The sequence below is a fragment of the Mannheimia haemolytica genome (genome assembly GCF_004342115.1).
GTDB lineage: Bacteria > Pseudomonadota > Gammaproteobacteria > Enterobacterales > Pasteurellaceae > Mannheimia > Mannheimia haemolytica.
The window spans coordinates 1-4,814 of the sequence record NZ_SMAC01000056.1 but is presented as its reverse complement, the minus strand read 5'-3'; the positions used below and the strand labels follow the sequence as shown (position 1 = coordinate 4,814).

Sequence of the window (4,814 nt, the reverse complement as noted above, 5' to 3'; positions counted from 1 at the left end):
ACTACTCATCGTAATGCTTGATTTCTGTTCTGAAATGTTTAATAATTGATTCATCGAAAATACCTTTCGTTGTTTAGTTTTAAAGAGCCACCGTTACAGCGGTGGTTTTTTATTGCCTAACGTTTGCTATACAGCTCAATGGTTGCTGTAATCACCTTTGCCGTTGCACATTGCGAACGGTTTAATAGCTTACTTAATACCTCAGCCTCGGCTTGAGTAACCTCGCCGTCCGCCAATGCCTTTTCCAGCTCTGCAAATAACAAGCCTCGTTTCGCAAGCTCGTGTAACTGCAGTTCAGAAAGTCCCTCCGCATCTAGCTCGTCTGCATTCGGCACACAAAACGCCACCTTGCCAAGCTGACGATTAATTTCATCACTCCAATGGCTTACGCCAAATTCCTGCTCAATCGCAATCAGCTCTTCGTCCTTAAAGCGTTGTCCTTTGGTTTGGTATAAGCGGTTGTTTAGCTCGCTCTCAGTAAATCCAAGAAAGCCGGCTACAGCCGATTTGCCACCGGTGCAACTCTCGATCATCTCGATAATCGTCTGTTTCATCGTCATAATTTCCTATCGTTTTTTGTGGTTTTCATTTTCAGCCAAAAGCCTAAACTAACCTTCAAGCACCGGGTATAAATCCGCTGGCTTGCAGTTTAAGGCTTCAGCAAGTTTTTTAATCGTGGCTAGGTTGGGTTCTCGTAAACCTCTTTCGTAGAATCCAATAGCACCAGTGGTAACACCAATTACAGACGCTAATTCTTGTTGAGATAACCCTATAGCCCGCCGGAATTGTCTAATTTTATTCATAAATTAAAACCTCTTAATGTGCAATTATACATTTAGTGTTATTTATTGTAAAGAGGAGATAACTTATTTACTGGTTTTATGAGGTAAAATGCACCTATGAAAGAGAAATGGAATGACATTGTTAAACGTCGAATTAAAGAGCTGGATATTCATCGAACTGTTTTTGCAGAGCGAGTGGGAGTTTCATCTTCTGGTTTAGGAAGTTGGTTAAATGAAAGTAGAGTGCCAAACCTCGACCAAATAGCCAAAATGCTTTACTTAGTAGGCATTGATAGCGTAACACTACATAGTGCAGACTGTTTAATGTCTGTAAGAGAAAGCTATAAACTCAATAAAATTGAAGGTGTGCCGGTAAAAGGCTCGCTCGCTTTCGGCTTCCCCGAAATGGGCAATGCCGTAGAAAAGGCGACACTCAAAACCGCTGAGCAAAAACAATTTATTGATTTTAGAGCCTCTTCCCCTCGTTCAGAGGCTTATCAAATTTTAGGCACGGCTCTCAGTCCTCGTATTCGCCGCAATGAATTTGTGGTGATCGATCCAAATAAAAAACCACTCGAAACAGACGAAGTGCTGGTGTATTTCAAAGAAACGGAAGAATATGCAATCAAACGTTTAGTCGAACTAGCGAAAAAAGAGGGCGACCCCGTTTTCTTAGCCGACCTGAATCAAGATATGTTGCGTATGGCTGTTGAGGAAGATGCAATCACAATGTATCGAATCGAAGGCTTTGCGAAAGAGAGTAAGGTGATTCGGTAATGAAATGGTATGAGTTCGCAGAGCAGCAGAGGAAAATATGCGGGCTTACCCAAGTAGAGCTGGGGGATAAATTAAACGTTGAGCAAGGCACTGTTGGAAATTGGTTAAATGGACGACGTGAGCCTGAACTAGCAACCATATTAAAAATTTTCCACGCATTAGGCATAACTCAAGTTACCTTTAATTCAGATAGCCAAATAGTCGATATACAAAGTAAACAAAGAATACACTGGTATGAATTAGCTGAACAGCGACGTAAAAACCTAGGGCTTTCACAAGCTGAGTTGGCAGATGAATTTGAGGTTTCTCAAGCAACGGTTGGGAATTGGCTTAGTAACCGTAGAGAAGCGGATATTTACACTATTGCTAAATTATTGGAGCGATTAGGGATTGTCGATGTGGTATTACATACCGACGCCACAATTTCTTTGACCTCAGGTATTTTTGATACAAATACACCACAACTCAAAGTCAGTGCCGCCTTAAAATTTAGGGGGCAGGACATCGGGGAGAAATTAACGCTAGAAGACGAATTGTCACTACATTACTTCTCTCAAGATGTGCGTGCCTATGCAGTACGGATTGATGGCGAAAAACTCGAGCCTCGCATTGTGAGTGGCGAATATATCGTGGTAGAGCCGGGAGCGAAGCTCCAAAGCTATGATGAAGTGTTGATTAAACTCAAAGACGGCAGATATATGATTAGGGTATTACTGACCGGCAGAAATAAAGAATGGCGATATGCTGATCCTAATACAATGCAACAAGATACCGATTTTGACCCAAGCCAAATTGAGACAATGGAATACATCGCCGCCATTATTAAGCCGCCGAGATAATTAATAAGGAGTAACAATGCCAACAGAAATAACCCGATTAACCCTTAGATTTGACGGATTGGATGCAACAGAGCATCAGGTTGATCTTTACAGCCTCGGCGAAGCCTTACAAGGCTTTGCTCGCATCATTTCAACTGCTGGTCATTTTTCAGTTACTCAAACCTACTCTAAAAGTTTTTCTATGCATAGCGTGAAAACTTATGCACAAGAAGTCAGAGCGAATTGCTTTTCGGTTGATATGGTATTAAACTGGGCTCAACAGAATCAGATATTATCCGGTTCATTTGGCATACTGCTTGCAGCGGTTATCCCTTATATTTTCCAGCGAAACAAGGCAAAAACAGAAGAAATGAAAATGTTGAAAGACTCGTTAGACAAGGCTATAGAGGCTTTGGGTAATCGAGATCAAGCTGTTATTGAAAGACTGGCTTCCACCATTGAAAAAATGGCGGAAGAGCTTCGCCCTGCAGCAAGACTTGCTGTTTCGCCAATCGGGGAAAGTTGTAAAACAATCTCCATTATTGATACACAAACCAAGCAGTCTATAGGCATAATTAATGAGTCAGACAAAGAATCGATTATGTCCTTGTCTGAAAATGAAATAACCGGGATTCAGGTATTTGATATACTGATTTCAGAGCTGGATAAAGTTAAAGCAACTTGTAAAGTAAACATCAATAACGCTGAGCAACGCACAAATGCGGTGATTTCAGATCCGCTATTTGGCAGTGCAGAGAATCCTTATTTACAAGCCTTTGCTCAAAACAAAGCAATCAAAGTAACCGGCAAAGCAACCATAAAAGACGGCGAAATCATCAAACTGACGATTATGGATATTCACTAAATTTTCTGCCCGCCATCAGCGGGCTTTTTCTTACCTCAACCCCAAATACACAAAATCCATTATCCCTTTTAACTCGACAACTTCCGGCACTTGGTAAAGACTCATTTCCGCCACATAGTCCCGATACCGCTCTGCTGAGCGTTCAAAACTCTCATAAGGCGTAGGGTGTATATTCAGGTTCATCTTGGCAATCGCCACATCATAGGCGGTATAATCTTGTTTGATGATCGCCTTTACATCAGCCTCATTACAATCGTAATAATGAGAAATTTGCTCTAATTTTGCCTTGTTGCGCTCTACCCACCACTTCATTCGCTCAATGCCACGCACTTTAAACAGCAGGATAATCATCTTTTCTGTAATCGCAAAATCTTGCGGTAGCTGGCGGTGCAATGTAATTAATACCAGCAAACGGAAACGTGGTGGTAAAAGCTGAAATAATGCCATTGCCACAGGGTTGTAACCAAATTTAAACCGGTGGAAATAATCAACAAAAAAGCTGGCGTAAATTTTTGCCAAACAGAAAATTGCTTGGCTTACTTGAAATGATGAAATAGTGCCGGTATAAAGCGTATGAGTAGCAGAATTACCTAAATCACGGATATATTCAACCGCCTGCACTACCGAGCAATGGTAGGAACTTTTAAGCCGATATTCGGCTAAAAAACGGGTTACTTTCTTGTCCCCCAATGTTAAACGCTCACTCGCCTCAATTTTAAGCATTGCCCTAACCAGAATCTCGGTATATTGCCTTATTAATGCCACCTTGCCACGGTTAGATAGGCCTTGAGCATAAAAAATATCATTGACTAAATCGCTAGCGAGCGATTGATAAATGTCATTAAAATTTTTATCCATAACGTCCTCAAAATGTTAAATAGATCACAGAAAATTATAAACAATTTGCTATCCTATAGCCATACAGACAAGTGTAATCCACAACTAAAACACCTCGGTAATCACACAATGTCGCTGATACTCGGGACAATATTTGTTTTAGATTATTGGAGATCATTATGTCAAATACAATTAATATCTTACCTAACGCCACTAGCTCAACTGCTGAACTATTATCCACTGCAGAAATGAGCTTACTGTTACGCTTGTTAAAATTAGCTCACACACAACACGAGCTTATCACAGTAACACTTCCAGCACTGCAACAACTGCAAAGCCCATTAGCAGAACAAGCAGAGGCAACTACTCAGCAAGCGGCAATAATCCGCCTTGTTGAAGAAACCTTGCTTGCTCTCTACCCCACTATTCAAGACTTCGAACTCAAACAACAAATCTTTGAATGGTTCAACTCATAATAACAAGCCCCGTAAGGGGCTTTTCATCCTTGCCGCTCAAAAAACAAGCAATCAATACATTTTGTGTGTATTTTAACTCTATTTGCATTGATTTATATTTAACACATATTGTATTATTACCCCATCAAAACGAGCTACGGCTCAATGCTCTTTAACAATCTAGACAAAACCGCTTTAAGCCTAATGGTGAAAAGTAGGAAGACGAAAGTCGGAGGCAGCCCTTAAAACGCCCACTACTTCAAAGCGTTATGCCCTTTGG

General features: G+C 40.9%; 7 protein-coding genes. 4 read left to right on the top strand and 3 right to left on the bottom strand.

Features of this window, described 5'->3' with window-relative positions; translation table 11 throughout:
• Window positions 1-116 precede the first annotated feature (116 nt).
• Entirely contained in the window at window positions 117-560 is a 444-nt protein-coding gene (locus tag EDC41_RS13205) for a YmfL family putative regulatory protein (RefSeq protein WP_115262426.1), read from the bottom strand.
• Window positions 561-608: 48 nt separating this feature from the next.
• Entirely contained in the window at window positions 609-803 is a 195-nt protein-coding gene (locus EDC41_RS13200) for a helix-turn-helix domain-containing protein (protein WP_006252073.1), read from the bottom strand.
• Window positions 804-899: 96 nt separating this feature from the next.
• On the opposite strand from EDC41_RS13200, the gene EDC41_RS13195 reads away from it, so the two are divergent.
• Genes EDC41_RS13195 through EDC41_RS13185 form a run of 3 tightly spaced genes read left to right on the top strand, consistent with a single transcriptional unit; the run spans window position 900 to window position 3,242 of the window.
• Window positions 900-1,559 (top strand): S24 family peptidase, encoded by a 660-nt coding sequence (locus EDC41_RS13195; RefSeq protein WP_006252072.1) that lies wholly within the window; start codon window positions 900-902, stop codon window positions 1,557-1,559.
• Window positions 1,559-2,398 carry a helix-turn-helix domain-containing protein gene (locus EDC41_RS13190; protein WP_006252071.1) on the top strand — a complete coding sequence of 280 codons (840 nt, stop codon included), beginning with the start codon at window positions 1,559-1,561 and terminating at the stop codon, window positions 2,396-2,398. The genes EDC41_RS13195 and EDC41_RS13190 overlap by 1 nt, the downstream gene beginning before the upstream one ends.
• Window positions 2,399-2,414: 16 nt before the next feature.
• Complete coding sequence (locus EDC41_RS13185; RefSeq protein ID WP_006252070.1) at window positions 2,415-3,242, top strand: DUF7946 domain-containing protein; 828 nt, start codon at window positions 2,415-2,417, stop codon at window positions 3,240-3,242.
• Window positions 3,243-3,272: 30 nt separating this feature from the next.
• Here the strand turns inward: EDC41_RS13185 and EDC41_RS13180 are convergent, their stop codons facing one another.
• The gene (locus EDC41_RS13180; protein WP_115262427.1) at window positions 3,273-4,100 is read right to left on the bottom strand and encodes a hypothetical protein; all 828 of its coding nucleotides are present in this window, start codon (window positions 4,098-4,100) and stop codon (window positions 3,273-3,275) included.
• Between the two features lie 158 nt (window positions 4,101-4,258).
• Between EDC41_RS13180 and EDC41_RS13175 the strand changes: the two genes are divergently transcribed.
• On the top strand, window positions 4,259-4,555 hold the full coding sequence (locus tag EDC41_RS13175) for a hypothetical protein (RefSeq protein WP_006252944.1): 297 nt from the start codon (window positions 4,259-4,261) through the stop codon (window positions 4,553-4,555).
• Window positions 4,556-4,814 lie beyond the last annotated feature (259 nt).

Excerpts from the sequence above, each read along its gene's own strand:
- EDC41_RS13205 (WP_115262426.1), bottom strand. The coding sequence starts at position 560 with ATGACGATGAAACAGACGATTATCGAGATGATCGAGAGTTGCACCGGT.
- EDC41_RS13200 (WP_006252073.1), bottom strand. The coding sequence starts at position 803 with ATGAATAAAATTAGACAATTCCGGCGGGCTATAGGGTTATCTCAACAA.
- EDC41_RS13195 (WP_006252072.1), top strand. The coding sequence starts at position 900 with ATGAAAGAGAAATGGAATGACATTGTTAAACGTCGAATTAAAGAGCTG.
- EDC41_RS13190 (WP_006252071.1), top strand. The coding sequence starts at position 1,559 with ATGAAATGGTATGAGTTCGCAGAGCAGCAGAGGAAAATATGCGGGCTT.
- EDC41_RS13185 (WP_006252070.1), top strand. The coding sequence starts at position 2,415 with ATGCCAACAGAAATAACCCGATTAACCCTTAGATTTGACGGATTGGAT.
- EDC41_RS13180 (WP_115262427.1), bottom strand. The coding sequence starts at position 4,100 with ATGGATAAAAATTTTAATGACATTTATCAATCGCTCGCTAGCGATTTA.
- EDC41_RS13175 (WP_006252944.1), top strand. The coding sequence starts at position 4,259 with ATGTCAAATACAATTAATATCTTACCTAACGCCACTAGCTCAACTGCT.